This window comes from Paenibacillus sp. FSL R7-0302, from assembly GCF_038006885.1.
Classification (GTDB): Bacteria; Bacillota; Bacilli; order Paenibacillales; family Paenibacillaceae; genus Paenibacillus_AQ.
This window is the reverse complement of sequence record NZ_JBBOWB010000001.1, coordinates 751,408-765,649: the sequence shown is the minus strand read 5'-3', so window position 1 is coordinate 765,649 and position 14,242 is coordinate 751,408. Positions and strand designations below refer to the sequence as shown.

15 protein-coding genes are annotated in these 14,242 nt (G+C 49.6%); 2 read left to right on the top strand and 13 right to left on the bottom strand.

Annotated elements, in window-relative coordinates:
- Positions 1 to 8: 8 nt before the first annotated feature.
- The 5 genes from MKY96_RS03360 to MKY96_RS03340 all read right to left on the bottom strand — a co-directional run bounded on the left by MKY96_RS03360 (position 9) and on the right by MKY96_RS03340 (position 4,879).
- A complete protein-coding gene (locus tag MKY96_RS03360; protein WP_445671464.1) occupies positions 9 to 1,304 on the bottom strand; it encodes a glycoside hydrolase family 125 protein in 1,296 nt (431 codons plus the stop codon).
- 214 nt (positions 1,305 to 1,518) lie between these two features.
- The gene (locus tag MKY96_RS03355) at positions 1,519 to 2,682 is read right to left on the bottom strand and encodes a GntR family transcriptional regulator (RefSeq protein ID WP_340938635.1); all 1,164 of its coding nucleotides are present in this window, start codon (positions 2,680 to 2,682) and stop codon (positions 1,519 to 1,521) included.
- A 252-nt stretch (positions 2,683 to 2,934) separates the two neighbouring features.
- Positions 2,935 to 3,201: a hypothetical protein gene (locus MKY96_RS03350; RefSeq protein WP_340938634.1), complete on the bottom strand. Its 267-nt coding sequence runs from the start codon at positions 3,199 to 3,201 to the stop codon at positions 2,935 to 2,937.
- A gap of 466 nt (positions 3,202 to 3,667) precedes the next feature.
- Positions 3,668 to 4,447, bottom strand: coding sequence for an SDR family NAD(P)-dependent oxidoreductase (locus tag MKY96_RS03345; RefSeq protein ID WP_340938633.1), 780 nt, complete (start codon positions 4,445 to 4,447; stop codon positions 3,668 to 3,670).
- A 114-nt stretch (positions 4,448 to 4,561) separates the two neighbouring features.
- Positions 4,562 to 4,879: a hypothetical protein gene (locus tag MKY96_RS03340; RefSeq protein WP_340938631.1), complete on the bottom strand. Its 318-nt coding sequence runs from the start codon at positions 4,877 to 4,879 to the stop codon at positions 4,562 to 4,564.
- A gap of 183 nt (positions 4,880 to 5,062) precedes the next feature.
- Between MKY96_RS03340 and MKY96_RS03335 the strand changes: the two genes are divergently transcribed.
- Positions 5,063 to 5,473: a hypothetical protein gene (locus MKY96_RS03335; RefSeq protein ID WP_340938630.1), complete on the top strand. Its 411-nt coding sequence runs from the start codon at positions 5,063 to 5,065 to the stop codon at positions 5,471 to 5,473.
- A gap of 167 nt (positions 5,474 to 5,640) precedes the next feature.
- Here MKY96_RS03335 and MKY96_RS03330 read toward each other — a convergent pair whose 3' ends face one another.
- From MKY96_RS03330 to MKY96_RS03320, 3 genes are all read right to left on the bottom strand, one after another.
- Complete coding sequence (locus tag MKY96_RS03330; protein WP_340938629.1) at positions 5,641 to 6,828, bottom strand: hypothetical protein; 1,188 nt, start codon at positions 6,826 to 6,828, stop codon at positions 5,641 to 5,643.
- A 134-nt stretch (positions 6,829 to 6,962) separates the two neighbouring features.
- Positions 6,963 to 7,361 carry a hypothetical protein gene (locus MKY96_RS03325; protein WP_076079412.1) on the bottom strand — a complete coding sequence of 133 codons (399 nt, stop codon included), beginning with the start codon at positions 7,359 to 7,361 and terminating at the stop codon, positions 6,963 to 6,965.
- 3 nt (positions 7,362 to 7,364) lie between these two features.
- Positions 7,365 to 7,787, bottom strand: coding sequence for a hypothetical protein (locus MKY96_RS03320; protein WP_076079411.1), 423 nt, complete (start codon positions 7,785 to 7,787; stop codon positions 7,365 to 7,367).
- A gap of 338 nt (positions 7,788 to 8,125) precedes the next feature.
- On the opposite strand from MKY96_RS03320, the gene MKY96_RS03315 reads away from it, so the two are divergent.
- Complete coding sequence (locus MKY96_RS03315; protein WP_036697495.1) at positions 8,126 to 8,305, top strand: hypothetical protein; 180 nt, start codon at positions 8,126 to 8,128, stop codon at positions 8,303 to 8,305.
- A gap of 72 nt (positions 8,306 to 8,377) precedes the next feature.
- Here MKY96_RS03315 and MKY96_RS03310 read toward each other — a convergent pair whose 3' ends face one another.
- The 5 genes from MKY96_RS03310 to MKY96_RS03290 all read right to left on the bottom strand — a co-directional run bounded on the left by MKY96_RS03310 (position 8,378) and on the right by MKY96_RS03290 (position 13,914).
- Complete coding sequence (locus MKY96_RS03310) at positions 8,378 to 9,274, bottom strand: sugar phosphate isomerase/epimerase family protein (RefSeq protein ID WP_340938628.1); 897 nt, start codon at positions 9,272 to 9,274, stop codon at positions 8,378 to 8,380.
- 43 nt (positions 9,275 to 9,317) lie between these two features.
- Positions 9,318 to 10,340, bottom strand: a complete 1,023-nt coding sequence (locus MKY96_RS03305; RefSeq protein WP_340938627.1) for a LacI family DNA-binding transcriptional regulator — start codon at positions 10,338 to 10,340, stop codon at positions 9,318 to 9,320.
- 65 nt (positions 10,341 to 10,405) lie between these two features.
- Positions 10,406 to 11,977, bottom strand: a complete 1,572-nt coding sequence (locus MKY96_RS03300; protein WP_340938625.1) for a DUF3502 domain-containing protein — start codon at positions 11,975 to 11,977, stop codon at positions 10,406 to 10,408.
- Between the two features lie 77 nt (positions 11,978 to 12,054).
- Complete coding sequence (locus MKY96_RS03295; RefSeq protein WP_340938624.1) at positions 12,055 to 12,951, bottom strand: carbohydrate ABC transporter permease; 897 nt, start codon at positions 12,949 to 12,951, stop codon at positions 12,055 to 12,057.
- A 27-nt stretch (positions 12,952 to 12,978) separates the two neighbouring features.
- Positions 12,979 to 13,914: an ABC transporter permease gene (locus MKY96_RS03290; RefSeq protein ID WP_036725975.1), complete on the bottom strand. Its 936-nt coding sequence runs from the start codon at positions 13,912 to 13,914 to the stop codon at positions 12,979 to 12,981.
- Positions 13,915 to 14,242: the final 328 nt, after the last annotated feature.

The following is a 14,242-nucleotide window of genomic DNA, read 5'->3' as shown; positions in this document are numbered from 1 at the left end:
AACGCTGCTCAGCCTCGCTTCACCTCAATTCCGCAGCGCATAAGCAGCAGCTCGCAGAACATCATATTGGCCCAGGAGAACCAGGGTCTGGTATACCTCTGCGGATCATCCGCATGAAAAGCCTCATGCATGAATCCGGTCCCGGCATCCGTCTGTTCCAGCAGCCCCAGCAGAGCCTCCTGCTCCTCCCTCTTCCCGGAGGTCATTCCCTGAACCGCCAAGGCGATAGGCCATATATAATGCGGAGGGGTATGCGGACTTCCAATACCCGCTGCGGCTTTGCCTTCATAGAAATAAGGATTGGTCCGGCTTAAAATAAGCTTGCGGGTGTTGAGATACACCGGATCATCTGCAGGCGCATAGCCAAGGTAAGGAATGGACAGCAGGCTGGGCACATTGGCGTCATCCATAAGGTTCACCCCTCCCAGGCCATCGGTCTCATAGGCGTAGACCGGGCCGTATTCAGGATGCTGCACAATGCCATGCTGCCGGATTCCCCCGTCAATCTGCTCAGCCAAATCTTCCGTTGCCTGCGCAAGCTCCGGGTTGTGAAGCACTTCGCCTGCAATTTCGCTGACGTATCGTAAGACAACTACGGCGAACATATTGGCAGGCACCAGGTGACCGTATTCGCAGGCATCATCACTTGGGCGGAAGCCTGACCAGGTCATTCCGGTATAGGCAGTAACAGCTCCTTTGCCGCTGCGCACAAGGGTATCCGTTGGGACACCGTTCATGCGCTCAAAAACATAATCGGAACCGCTCTCATGATTCTGCTCCCTGATCCACAATTTAATAATCTGCCACACTCCGGCTTCAAACGCTGAATTGAACTGCGTGACCCGCCCGGTGTTTTTCCATAGCAGATAGCTAAGCTGAATGGGATAGCAGAGGGAATCGATTTCGTATTTCCGTTCCCAAATCCATGGATTCATCATTGTCTTGTCTTCCTGGTGACCCCGTCCATCCGCTTCCCGGTTGAACGCATTTGCATAGGGATCAAGGGCAATATAGGCGAATTGCTGTGCGATAAGCCCTTCAATCATGCCGGCCATCTCTTCGTCCCCGGAGGCGGGGATCAGGAAGGGGCGGACTTGTGCGGTGGAATCCCGCAGCCACATGGCCGGGATATCACCGGTAATGACAAAGGTGGTTCCATCCGGATTGCGCTTGATCGTTGTGTTCCAGGTGTTGAGCATGCATTGTTCGAACATGTCAGCCAAGCGCGGATGGTCCGGCAGTGTGTTACGTACACGGTCAGCCAGCTTCTTCAGGGAATCAGGTGTTTCTATAGTCGCTTTCAGTTGGAATGACCTCCTTTTGTGTAATGAAGCGCTTTCACAAATGAGTATATTGATATGCTATTGGTATGTCAATATATATTTTCAGATAATAATATACTAATATATGAAATTCACGGTAATCCACTAGATTGCAAGCTTCACTCCCGACCGGAAGAAGTAAATTAGACGCACCAAAAAAACCCATTCGGCAGAATGGGTTCTCGGATTATAACAGCTAGTTGTTACGGACAGGACCGGTCGAATTCCCGGGCACCAGCTCAGCTTCCAGCATCACCTTATTGGGGACGGCTTGCCCGTTCATAATACTGAGCACATTCTCCAGGGCCATCCGGCCCATCTCCTCTTCATTCTGCCGCATATGGGTGAAGGCATACCCGCTGCCCAAATGTGTCGGCGGACTGTCGAAGCAGATAATGGAAATATCCTCAGGTATGCGCAGCCCCAGACGTTCCACCGCCGTCTTCGCGAGCAGCGCAATATTATATTCAATGGCAAATAACGCCGTTACGGACGGATGGCTCTGCAGATGGGTGACCAGCCGCGAGATGTCCCGTTCAATATTATCCGCATGAAAAAACTTCGGCAGTGTCGAGGTTAAATCACTGACCCACAGTTCCTTATCAACCACAACTCCCCGCTGGGCATGAGCCTGAATGAAGCCCTCAATCCGGTCCTCCACCGCAGTAGTATCCACGGGAGGCGGAGACAGAAACGAAATATGCGTATGCCCGAGGTCAAATAAATACTCCGTCGCTTCAAGAGCTGCCTGCAGATTATCGGTGCTGATGGAGGCCGCAGCTACTCCTTTTAGATGTCTGTCTACCAGCACGAGCGGAAAACGTCCGATGACCAGCTTCAGAATTTCCGCATTGAAAAACTCGCCCTGGGCCGGGAAAATAATCAGACCGTCCACACCCAGATTCAGCAGCTTCTGGACCGCCTGCTCTTCATTCTCCGGAACACCGAAGGTTCTGCGCAGCACCAGAAAGCAGTCATTGTCGCGTGAAGCCTGCTCCATCCCGTAAATCAGCCCTGTCCCGTAGCTGTTGCCAAAGTCGGTGATAATCAGGCCGATTGTTTTCTCATTGGCACGAATATTCATCGCAGCCGGGGCTGTAAGGCTCATCCCCGGGTCAGGCTGCTTAGCGGAACCATCGGCCACGAACGAGCCGCGGCCGGGCTTACGGACGATCAGCCGTTCGACGGCAAGCATCTCAAGTGCTTTTTTGCTGGTTATGCGGCTGACACTATAGGTCTCGGCCAGCTCTTTCTCGGAAGGAACCCGCTCTCCGGGTTTATAAGCCTCCGTAAGGATGCTCTCCTTCACTTCATCAAAGATCTTCTCATACATCGGCTTGGAAGAGGTTGATTCAGCCATAACATTCCTGGTCCCCTGACGTTCATTTTTCGGTATCATACATAATAATATATCATGATATATTCAAAATGTCGATCCGTGGCGGGTTATGAGCATTCTGATTACTATGATTAACAGAATTCAACCGCCCGGGTGATCCGAAGACTAATGTAGTCCACTTTCTGCTTACAACAAAAAACCGCAGCAGGAGTGATTTGTCCCGTCTGCGGGTGTTCGGGTAGTACCGGTGATCTCTGCGAGGATCAAGACAGGCTAGTAAGTGCGGCTGTCCTGAACATGAATATAATTAACGCCTTGCGCAGTCAGTTTAGAGCCGCTTGTATTCGCGACGCGGACCGCCTTCTTGCCTTTACCGCTGAGGGAGAAGCTGATGTTATTCGCCAGTTTGTTCTCCACAATCTGTTCGAGTGCACTGTGGAAGCCCCCGACCGTCACACCCTCCAGGTTCTCCAGTACCGGTTCTTTGCCCTCTTCAATCGTCTTGAGAATTTGATAGATCAACGACTTGCTTCCGTCCATCCTGATTCGCCTCCTGCATCTATTGTGAGCGTTTACACAACACTAGCCTTACATGCGAACTTTTCACTCTGTATATCTATTCTCTTATTCGACAGCACAGACCTTTTACCTCTTATTGGAATCTAATCTTCAATAAAAAGTCTCATCTATATGTCCTCCGCTCATGCTGCTGACTCCGACTAGTCTGAACACTCCATTCACTTTGGCATAGGTATTTATCACACTGGTGAATGCCGGCAAACAAATTGTATTCGGTTTTTCGCATACATTCAGCCACTCACCCATTTGCCATCATATTGTATTCGGTTTTTCGCATACATTTCGGACTACTCATATACTCCTTCAGCTTGCGTCCGGTGAAATCAGATATACTCCCACTCTTTTTGCCCTTGCTTCACTCTTAACGCAAAAAAGCACCCCTCAAGGTGCTTCTTGCCACTAGCCACTCTTTCTGCCACTTTCCATCTTATGCGTTCTGGCGGTATATCGGTGCGCCGAGCGGAGAGCTTCCGGCCCCGCCGTCTACGGAAATATCTGCGCCTTGGATATATGACGAATCCTCGGAGGCCAGGAACAGTGCTACCTTAGCGATCTCTTCGGGTACACCCGCGCGGCCCAGCGGAATCGACAGTGCCATGCCTGCCTCGACCTGCTTCCAGTTATCCATCGCCGACTCGCCCCAGATAGGAGTGCGCGTTACGCCGGGCGCGATGTTGTTGACCCGGATGCCCAGCGGAGACAGCTCGGAGGCCAGCACCTTCGTCATGCTGCTGACCGCTCCTTTGCTGGCGGCATAGGCGGAATTGCCGGGTCTTCCGGCCTTGGCTAACACGGAGCCGGTCAGAATGACTGAAGCTCCAGCCTTCAGATGAGGCAGTGCAGCCTGGACGGTGAAGAAGGTACCGGTCACATTGACCCGGAGCACTTCCTCGAAGGTGGCAAGCTCTGTGCTGCCCAGCGGTGTATAGCCCGCGATTCCTGCATTCGCATAGACCACATCCAGTCTGCCGAAGGCCTCTATTGCTGCATTCACAGCCTTCACCGCACTCTGCGGATCAGTCGCATCCGCCTGGACAGCAACTACGTGCTCCGCACCCAGCTCTTCTACCGCCGCCTGCAGAGATACCGGATTACGGCCGGTAATGACCACTCTGGCGCCCTCCGCCACGAATAACCTGGCACTAGCCAGCCCAATCCCGCTATTCCCTCCAGTGATCAATGCAACTTTCCCGTTAAGCTTCCCCATCGTTAACACTCCTCATCTATTTTATTTGAGACCGTTCGTTCTATTATAGTCAAAAAAATAATCTGCCTCGTACCAGCATCTTAGCACATTCGAGAACGATCAGTAAAGTATTTTTTACCGGACGTTCTCGAATATCATCATCCCTGCAAAAAACAAAAAATATCCCCCAATCCACAGTAACGCCCCTATCATGATGAAGATTCCTGTGTACCCTGCCCAGCCTGGCGGTTTCCTTGTGTACTTCAACAGAAAAAGCGATGCAACAACCAAAATCGCAGAGGGGATGCCTAAGATCTGCATTAGCATTATATTTACGATATCCAGGATAAACCCTTGGCTGAACCCCGGGCTCGTCTGTAACAGAAAGAGGGCCAATCCTACGATATTTACCACTACAGCGCTGATCCAGAGTATTCTAACGGGTCTGACCATACTTCACCCCCTATGCTATCCCATTACCCGCTAGTCACAAGTATTACACCAAAGCAAACGTTATTCTCCACAATACCTGTCCTTCTGCTGCACCACAATAGAAACGATACCGTCCATTTAAAAGGACGGTATCAGCCGAACACAACGTATGCTGTTTTTCGCATACATTCAGGCCGGGCCTGCTTGCGAGCACCGAATGTAATCGAAAAACCGATTACAATGGGACGGCGAGCGGCGCGTGGGCCGATTGTAATCGAAAAACCGATTACAACGGGACGGCGAGCGGCGCGTAGACCGAATGTAATCGAAAAACCGATTACAATGGGACGGCGAGCGGCGCGTGGGCCGAATGTAATCGAAAAACCGATTACAACGGGACGGCGAGCGGCGCGTAGGCCAAATGTAATCGAAAAACCGATTACAACGGGACGGCGAGCGGCGCGAGCACCGATTGTAATCGAAAAACCGATTACAATGGGCCAGCGAGCGGCGCGTGGGCCGATTGTAATCGAAAAACCGATTACAATGGGACGGCGAGCGGTGCGTGGGCCGATTGCTCCTATTACAACAAGCAAGACGGGCCCGCCCCCATAGGGAGAAGACCCGTCTTTGTCTTTGTCTTTGTCTTTGTCTTTGTCTTTGTCTTTGCCTTTGACCTTCGTCATTTGTCATTCGTCATTCGTCATTCGTCATTTGTCATTTGTCATTCATCTTCGTCATTCATTCTTTCCTGCGTCATTCGCCATTATCTTACGGACAACCTACCGCCCTGCCGTCTCAAAAGAAAACCGCGCTGTCCAGGTAGCACCTGCATCCTTAGTCACGTAGAGAGTGGAGCTGTTCAAATCCTTGACCGCCAGCCAGCCCTGGTTGGCATCGGTGAACGAGATCGTTCCTTCGAAGCCGGGAACGGTCTGCTGATTCTTCCAGCTCTGTCCGTTGTTCTTGGTGAGCCCGATGCCCACTTGCTCCGCTGCCGGCTGGTACCCTGCCAGGAAGGCAGTCTTTGTGCCGATCAGCACCATATTGCCTGGGGTGCCCGAAGCGGGGCCCTTCTTCGCTACGGCTGCGCCGCTACCCGGAGCCGGACCGCCGCCTGCGGTCTCCTGGGCAATCACCCGGGTCCAGCTGCCGCCGGAGTTAGAGCTGCCGTAGAGGGAATAAGAGGTCTGCGACATGCCGACGCCGCCGTACAGCAGCGCATACACCTGACTGCCCTTGGCGTAGATCTGTCCGTAATTCGCCTCAGGGATGGAGGCGCTAAGTACCTGCTTCCAGGCTGCTCCGCCGTTAGTTGTCTTCATTACCCGATAGCCGCTCCCGGGAACAACTACCACAGCCCAGCCGTTATTCCTGCTGGTGAATTCCGCTCCGCGTGTGTTGGCAGGCGTCTTGATCAGACTCCAGTTCTCCCCGCCATCCTTCGTATAATATGTAGATGCGCGGTTGTAGCCGAAGCCCTGGTTGCTGTCCAGGAACTCTATCCGTTCAAAGGTTACTGCCTGGTTAGACAGCCTTGTCCAGGTAGAGCCGCCGTCTGCCGTTCTTAACAGATATTTAGCCTGTCCGTCCTTAACCGCGGCAAGTGCCCAGCCATGCACATTATCCGGGAAATCGATCTGCTGGAAGCTCCATTGCCCCTCATAAATCTTCTGGAAATGGCAGCCGCCGTCCGAAGTACCAATCAGGAAGCCGTTCCCGGCTGCGCGCCCGGTATTCGCGTTCAGAAACTCCACATCCGAGAAGGTAAGCGGAACGCTGTCAGCTCCGCTATGTGCCTTTTGTAAATCCTGAAGCAGCCCGTGATCTCCAGTCCCGCAGGCCGGTGCCGGTGCCGAAGCTGCCGCCGCCTGAACCGGGGAAGCCGCCGTCCCCCAGCCTGACAGGGTAACTAGACCTGCGGTAAGAAGAGTTACGGTTATCTGCTGTAATCTGGTCGTTCTATTCATCGGTAACACCTCCTACATATATATACCCTCTCCACAGAATGCCACTCCGAAGGCACATGAGTATTGTAACCAGAGCTTCTGCTTCACATGATATAAAAAGACCGCATTCCGTCACTAAAGTAACAGAATGCAGCCTATTCATTTGTCTCTTCTTTGCTCATTTCAGTTTTAAAGGATTCGACTCGTTCATCTGCCCAATTGTATACCTTATCTTTATCACGAGGACCTATAGCAATAATCTCCATACGAATCATTCCATTAGACTGCAGAACCGGTCTGTAAACAATCCGCAACGCCATTGCTTTGGGTTTTATTTTTGTAAAACCCAACAGCTTTCCAATAAGAGGTTCGCCATAACCATCAGGTTTGATCAGCGGCCCTCTCAGTGCCTGCTTATAGATTAAGGCCAATATGGTGGTGATCTCTTTTCGGTAGCTCTTTAAATCATTAAGCGCACCTGATCCTAAAACAACTTCAACATTAGTATCGGCAAGTAGCTGCTGTAATTTATTCTCTATTTCGGATGGCTGCATCAACTATATCTCCAATTCATCCGCCATATCTTGAATTTCCTGAAGATTTATATCCGTTACACCGATCTCATCTAAAGCGTGTGCCAAAGAGACGTTAGGTTCGAAGGTTTCCAGCCGCTGTAAGGCTGTAGCTTCTACTGCCTTATCCATGGCCTCGTAATACTTATCACGCAGTTGAAGTAATTCAGTCAGAAATTCCACGTTAATTATCGCACCCATGGAGTCCCTCTGACGGCCACTCTTCACTAAGAAGATTTCTTCACTTTTTTGATCATTAAAGGTTTCGAGTATTTCTGACAGCTTATTTTTACGAGTCAATTCTGTAATCGAGAGTACATTATTTTTGGCAAAGTTTATCATTGAGGTTGTGATGTTCTTAGGATCACTTGTCATTGAATGCACCGCCTTGTGACGAATGGTATTCATATGGGCTATCGACCTCCCCTTCTACTTTTACCTTGATATGTTAAGATTATTCTTACACGCACTTAGTTGTGTCGAAGTATACACATATAATAACACAATTATTATTCATCCTAAACATTCTTGGCCAGCCTGCATAATCCAATTTGAATCCATGACTATCACTCATAGCGCTTCCACCTCTTCAGACAGCGCTATTAACAATATACCTCCATCAGCCGAATGTATATAAGAAATGGTACAAAACTGTAACCAATTTTGCTGTTAAAATCTCCTATCCGTGTTTAATAATAAGTACAGAGCTTTACAAGCATACTGCATTCGAGGAGGAAGTGAACGGTATGATTAAACAGGATATTCAGCATGCACTTCTCTCCAATCTATGCCAGCGCGTGCATTTGATCAGCGGAGAAACGTACACCGGAGTATGCCAAATCGATCATTCCGCAGATGCCCTGCATATTGAAACGAATAAAGGGACCTTCACCGTCCCCTATTGGACCATCAAGCGATTCATCTAATCACATAACTACAACCAAAAAGACCTCACGGCCACATCCGCAGATGTGAATCATGAGGTCTTTCTTGTATACTCATACAACCGGATTTGGTATCATACTGCCGCCCCGGCAATGCTTCAGGTAATTCAGCGCATGAACCTGGCCTGTCATCTCCAGCTCGTCCCGGTAGACCGGATCATGCCAGCCTTCAATATCAATCGTGCCCTGATAGCCGCCCTGCCGGAGAATGGTGATAATATCCGTCCAGTTCGTATCCCCGAAGCCCGGCGTCCGGTCCCACACATAAGGCTTCGGACCATGAATTCCGTACTCCTTGACTATGTCCCAGGCAATCGTCGCATCCTTCCCATGGACATGGAAGATCTTATCCACCCATTTGCGCAGCTGCGGGATCGGATCAATCAGCGCGGTGTGCTGGTGGGCAGGCTCCCATTCCAGCCCGAGATTGTCTGCCGTAACGGCGTTGAACATTTTCTCCCAAGCCGTAGGATTATGGGCGATATTCCAGTCACCCTTCTGCCAGCTCCCGCCCATCGCACAGTTCTCAAAGGCAATCCGCAGACCCTTATCTGCCGCCCGCTTCGACAATTCGCCGAACACCTCGGCGAATCTCGGAAGCGATTCGTCAATCGACGAGCCGGGCAGCCGTCCGGTGAAGCCGCCAATAATGTCCGTCCCAAACAAGTGAGCGTGCTCAATCAGCTGCTCCCAGCCCGCCAAGGTCGCCTCCGTCTCGGCCTCCGGCCCGCCGCCAAGCGGATTACCATAGATCCCGACAGATGAGATCACGAAGTGATGTTCAGCAGCCAGCTCCCGAATCCGTGCCGCCGTCTCCACCAGATCGGTATCGCCAACCGTCTGCCAGAAATTCAGTTGAAAGGATTCGAAGCCATGCTCCACAATCTGCGGAATGACCTGGACGGCTTCGCCACCGCGTACAAGCGTTCCTATTCTTAGTGAATCTTGCATGATTTTGTCATCTCCAGTTAGTTTTATAGTCAGCGCCCTGCTGTTACCGGCCCTTAATCATCTTGCATGAGCCCCGTTTGAGCAATACCGCATCATAGACAATATGCTGATGGGGGGAATGTTTGGTAATCAGGTCGAACAGCACGCCCACACTGGACAGTGCCATTTCGGTGCCCGGCTGGCTGATCGTATCCAGCGCAGGATGATAGTATTCGGCCATCTCAATACCGTCGAAGCCGATGATGGATATATCATCGGGGATAGATAAGCCTGCGGTAAGCACAGCTTTGGCCGCACCGATCGCAATCGTATCGGAGGCCGCAAAGATAGCAGTTACGGTTCTGTCGCGGTTCAGCAGTCTGCGTGCAGCGTTGAAGCCCGAGCTTGGACTGTATTCACAATCCTCTACGAATCCCGAATGATAAGGTATGTTATGTTCTTCCAGCGCCATCCTGTAGCCAAGAAGGCGTCGGCTGCCTGTGGTGTCTTCCAGTAAAGGGGATTTGGCGAGAAAGCCGATGTTTCGATGTCCAAGCGAAAGTAAATATGAGGTTGCCTTATAGGCTTCCTTGGATTCATCGATCGTTACGCTTGAGAAGATGGACGGGTCCACTTCCTGTGAGGTAGTGATGGTCGTGAGTACGAATGGAACCGTTAACTGCTTGAATTTCTCTTCGGAGTGATTATAGGTACCGCCCATGAAAATGATTCCGCTAAGATTCTTCTCCTTCACCAGCTGAATAGCAGCGTTGATCTCATCGGTGCCGTCCTCTACCTGATGGATGAGAAACGGGTAGCCGCGCAGATTGACCTGACGTTCAATCTCCTTAATCATAATGGAGAAGAACGGGTTAGTAATCCCTTTAACCATAAGTGCAATATTTTTGGATTGGGTTGTTTTCAGATTTCGGGCATTGGAATTGGGAATATAGTTATATTCCTTGACGACACTCAGAACCTTCTCCCGGGTGGCATCGCTCACCAGCCCCTTATTATTAATGACTCTGGATACTGTTGAGATGCCGACACCGGATATCCTCGCGATATCCTTAATGTTTACGTCCACTCTACTCCCCCATTTATAGGTAAGGGAGCTATAAGATATAGCTCCCCTGTAACCTATACATTCTTTTAGTTAACAGGTGTAAATTCTGCCAATTGTTTCTCTACTTCGGCAATGACCTTGTCAACTCCTGCTTTTTTCAGCTGATCGCGGTATTCTGCTACAGCCGTTTTTGGATCTTTATTTGTTTTACCCAGCATGAGCTGAATACCAAGCTGTGCATTCACGTTCGAGATCGAAGCAATTTCGGTAGTTACATTAGCCGGGTCGAAGCTGAAGCCGTTGTACGGATCATCGATCGCTTCTTTATCCCATGCAGCGAACAGGTCTTTACGGACCGGGTTCTCAGTATCACTAGGAATCACGAACTTGTCGTTTCTGAGCGACCAAGCTGAGAAGCCGCCGCCGTCTGTTTTTTCATTGAAGCCTTCCGGCTGTTTCTTCACGCCGTCTTCAATAACATAGTGCTTGCCTTCGATACCGTACTGCATCAGATCGTAGTAGCTCTTATCAGTCATGAACTTCTCAATGACCATCAGGGAGCGCTCTGGATTATTGGAATTGGCGCTGATAACAGTTGAGTTGTCTACACCCATCTTACGTTTGATTTTTTTGTTGGCTTCAGCAAAAGTATAGAAAGCTGTAGGAGCATCAGGCAGCGCCTTGATATCTCCGCCATACTGGCCGATCCAGTCTTGTGCATGAGTCAGATAACCCGCAGAGTTCGCGGCTCTGAAGTTGTCTTTGCTGCCGAGGGAAGCGGACAGAACGTCTTTGCCCCAGTAGCCCTTGTCGCCCCACTCACGCATTTTCACAGCCCAATCCTCGAATTCCTGGGTGAAGGCCGGATGGAATACAGTCTTGTAATCCTCTGGGCTCTTAGTGACCAGGTTCAATTCATTAAGCGAGATCCCAGGTGCGTTCAGCCACATGCCTGTAGTATCTACGAGCATTCTGTACATGTTCTGTGCATCCTCAGCTTTACCGTTAATTGGCGGGAAGGATTCCTTGGCCACTACATTATCCATGTATTTAACCATATCATCGATTGTCTTAATTTCAGTCATACCGTATTTCTTCAGCAGATCGGTACGATAAGCATAACCGGCAGGCGTATATTCGCTGAACAGACTCGGTACGCCGTAGATTTTGCCATCCACCTTGGTGTTCTGCCAGGAGGATTCTGGAATCTCCGCTTTCAGCTTAGGCGCTACCTTGTCCAGCATGTCGGTAATGTCAGTCAGCGCGCCTTCAGTAGCCAGGGTGTAGTAGGACACAGGAGCACCCGGAGAAGCATGCGACAGATCGAACGATTCGCCGGAAGCGAACAGCAGCGGATACTTGGTCGCTACGTCTCCCCAGTCAATATATTTGATTTCAAGCGTAGTATTCAGATCGGCCTTAAGCTTCTTGTTAATCTCAGCCAGAATGTCTTTATTGGTAACTCCCTCACTGCCCCACAGGTAGTACGTCAGCTTCGCTTCCTTAGAAGTGTCTACGCCTCCGGAATTAGTGGAAGAGGATGGAGTATTCGACGAACCCGTATTTCCATTTGCATTATTGCTTGACGAACAAGCGGATAGCACTCCAGTAAGCATGAGGACAGCAGCTAGAGAAGAAGCAATCTTTTTACCTTTCATTCGGTAAGCCTCCCTTTTCTTTTCTATATTATGGATTTTGCATCTATAACAAACACCCTACAATAAGCAGGCGTCCATTAACCCTTGACAGCACCGATGGTAAGACCGGTTACGAAGTAACGCTGAATGAATGGATACAGGAGAATGATCGGGCCTGTGGCCAGCACGGCTGTAGCCATTTTGATCGATTGGGTCGGCAGATCGGCTGTATTGATGACCGCCCCCGAGTTGATGAGACTGCCCATATTCGCCTGGTTGATCATGCGCTGCAAGAAGTACTGGAGCGGGAACTTGCTCTGAGTGTCCATGTACAGCATTCCGTTGTACCACTCATTCCAGAAGCCCAGTGCCGAGAACAGTCCGATCGTTGCCAGTGACGGAACCGCCAGCGGCATGAAGATCCGCCAGTAGATGCGGAAATCGCCTGCGCCGTCAATTGTCGCTGATTCATACAGGGAATCCGGGATCGCCTTCATGAAGTTACGCATCAGGAAGATCGACCACGCTCCTACCACCGCTGGCAGGATCATCGCGAACAGGTTGTCCTTGAGGTGCAGATGCTTAACCATCAGGATGTAAGTCGGAATCAATCCTCCGCTGAACAAGGTGGTGAAATAGATCAGGAAGGAGAAGAAGTTACGGTATTTGAAATCCTTGCGGTTCAGGACAAATCCGGCCATGGACATCATGAACAGCCCGAGCACCGTACCGACAACTGTGATAAAGATCGTTACCTGATAAGCATCCACCAGCTTGGAGGAGTTACTGAGCAACAATTCATAGGCCTTGAAAGACACCTCATTCGGTATCAGCTTGTACCCCTCGCGGATAATCTCCTGCTCATTCATGAAGGAGGAGGAGATCATCAGCGCAAAAGGAAACACACAGAACAGGGCAAATACGGAGATGCAAATGTAGCTGATCACCTTAATGAAAATGCTCCCTGAATCCTGTTTAATAGTATTACTTGCCATATTAACACCCCTGTTTCTTATCTTGTCTTAGAACAACGCACTATCCGGTTCAACCTTGCGCACAATAAAGTTAACGACAAGCACCAGAACCAGACCGAATAAGGATTGGTAGAAGCCTACAGCAGCACCCATGGAGAAGTTAAATTGTCCCACGAGCGACCGGAAGACATACGTATCTATAATATCCGTCTGCGGATACAGCACGGAGTTTGTTCCAATCAGATTGTAGAAGAGATCGAAGGAGCCTTTGAGAATTCCGCCCATACCGAACAGGAGGAGCAGAATGAAGGTTGGCTTCAGAATCGGCAGAGTCATATAACGGATACGCTGCCAGGTAGTGGCGCCGTCCATATAGGCTGCTTCATAAAGATCATGGTTAATCCCCGTAATGGCTGCCAGATAGACAATCATACCGTAACCGGTACTTGCCCAGATCTTGAACGCTACAATGATGTATTTCCAGATTCCAGCGTCGGAGTAGAACTCAATCTTGTCTAAGCCCGTACTGGTAAGCATCGTATTGATAAACCCGGAGTTGAAATTGAACAGGTTATACGCGAATACGCCGACGATAACCATCGAGATGAAATTCGGAAGCAGAATAACCGACTGGGAGATCTTCTTGAACCACTTGCCCGCAATCTCCGACAGCATGATGGCAAATACAATCTGGATGATGTTACCCAGTGCAAGGAACACCAGATTGTAGAGCAAAGTATTCTTGGTGATATTCCAGAGGTCTCCGTTCTGAATCAGGAACTCAAAATTCTTGAGTCCGATAAAGTCACTGCCAAAGATCCCTTTGTTGAGCTTGTAATCTACGAATGCAACGTACGCGCCAGGCATTACCGCATAATGAAACACAGCAAAATACACAATGACAGGCAGCAGCATGAGATACAACACTTTGTTCTTCAATAATTCCCGGACAACATTTCCGCCCGATTGTACAAATCTTGCCAATGAACCCACCTCCAAATTAAACATTGCATTCTACTGCAACTAACTTAACCCTTTTCGACCATATAGAAACGTTTCCATTATTTCTTTGTGTTTCCCCTTGCTCAGAGCATACTCCTTCCTTGTATACGCTGTCAAACATTTTTTATTTTCAAATAACAAGTAATAAATTTACATTTAACTGAGCATAATATATAAAAAGCCGGTTTTTTTATAGATAATTGACTTTTTTCCGTCAAAAGTCTACACTCGAAATGTATCGCCTATGGAAACGTTTCTATTTATTCTTTACATGGACATGTCAGCCCTTTTTTGTGACATCTGATGATGA